The 1,552-nt window shown below is 50.1% G+C and carries 1 protein-coding gene and 1 pseudogene; both read left to right on the top strand.

The window, feature by feature from the left end:
- A pseudogene (locus tag ASN89_RS26730) lies at window positions 1-807 on the top strand (hypothetical protein); the annotation flags it as partial.
- 97 nt (window positions 808-904) lie between these two features.
- The gene (locus ASN89_RS29805) at window positions 905-1,444 is read left to right on the top strand and encodes a flagellar basal body rod protein FlgB (protein ID WP_306821361.1); all 540 of its coding nucleotides are present in this window, start codon (window positions 905-907) and stop codon (window positions 1,442-1,444) included.
- Window positions 1,445-1,552: the final 108 nt, after the last annotated feature.

The following is a 1,552-nucleotide window of genomic DNA, read 5'->3' as shown; positions in this document are numbered from 1 at the left end:
CAGCCACTTCGGACAGTCGCGATAGTTGACGATCATCCAGAGCAGCAGTATCTCTATCCCGAGTTTGTTCTTTTTCGACGCTTGTTCGAACGCCACGGCATAGAGGCCGTTATTGCCTCACCATCGGACCTTACCTATCGTGATGGCGTTTTACGTCATGGGGATCTTGCTATCGACTTGGTCTATAACCGGCTGACCGATTTCATGCTTGAGTCGCCCCAGTGTCTCCCATTGCGTTCGGCGTATCTAGAAAGCGCAATCGTGCTAACGCCGCACCCCCAAGCGCATACCCTCTATGCAAATAAGGCAAATCTGGTTCTGCTATCGGATAAGAAAGAGCTCGTAGCGCTTGGCGTAGCCCCCGCCGTGCAAGATATTCTGCTCAAGAGCATACCGCGAACGCAGATTGTGACGGCCTCCGATGCGGACCGCTTGTGGACGGAGCGCCGAAAGTTGTTTTTTAAACCTGTTGCAGGTTACGGGGGGCGAGCCACGTACCGTGGTGAAAAGATCACCAAACGGGTATGGCAGGACATTCTGGCTGGTGACTACGTCGCTCAGGCCCTCGTCATACCCGGTGAGCGCTCGATCGGTTCCACCGATAATCCTAGCTCGCTGAAATTCGACCTTCGAGTCTATGTTTATGACGGAAAGGTGCAGTGGACCGCGGCCAGGATGTATCAGGGGCAAACCACCAACTTTCGCACCCCTGGAGGTGGTTTTGCACCTGTTTATAGTTTGGACGACGAGCGCACTGCGAATGAAATCAGCTCTATCGCGACTAGAGCTAGTTCCCATCACGATTGAGACGTGTTTGATCCTTAAAGCGAACAGGTTAGTTAGTTACTCTATCCGACCAGCTCTCTGAAACGTCAGAAATCGAATGTCAATGAGGGAGGAATCCATGAATAAAATTGAATCGATCCAGGCATCTATCGGGCTCACAGTTAAGGGTAGCACCAGCGCGGAAGGCAAGACGGCAGGGCAAATGTTTTCTGCCACATTAGCTAATGCACTAGGATCGACGCCAATAGTGGCAATGGCCTTGCCTCCAGTGGCAACTATTCAACACACACAGTTTGACCTTCCATTGAATTTGACCGCTGCTAAGATTTGGCAGCAGGTGAGTATCAATGAACGTGCGCTCGGACTGCGGGCGTACCGTCAAGAACTTCTCGCATCCAATATCGCGAATGCCGATACGCCTGGATATGTGGCGGTAGATATTGACATTGAGAAGGCCTTAAAAACAGGAAAGTCAAAAGATGACGTTTCCCTGCAATTTCGTATTCCAGCCCAAGGTAGCATTGATGGAAACACCGTTGATATGGATGTTGAACGGGCCCAATTTGCTCACAATTCCCTCATGTATGAATACAGCGTTGATCGTGTCAAGGGACGCTTCAAGGAACTAGATGACCTTTTGAAAAATACACCATATTAGTAATCTCTTCTTGGAAATACTGACAGTAGCGACTTAATGCAACTACCGCAGGCAACGGAAAGATTAAGTCATGGCGTGATCGGGTAAGCACCTGAATGGATACGATCG

The sequence above is a fragment of the Janthinobacterium sp. Ant5-2-1 genome, assembly GCF_001445815.1.
Classification (GTDB): Bacteria; Pseudomonadota; Gammaproteobacteria; order Burkholderiales; family Burkholderiaceae_D; genus Janthinobacterium; species Janthinobacterium lividum_E.
The sequence above is the reverse complement of the archived record's forward strand: the minus strand, read 5'-3'. Positions and strand labels throughout refer to the sequence as shown.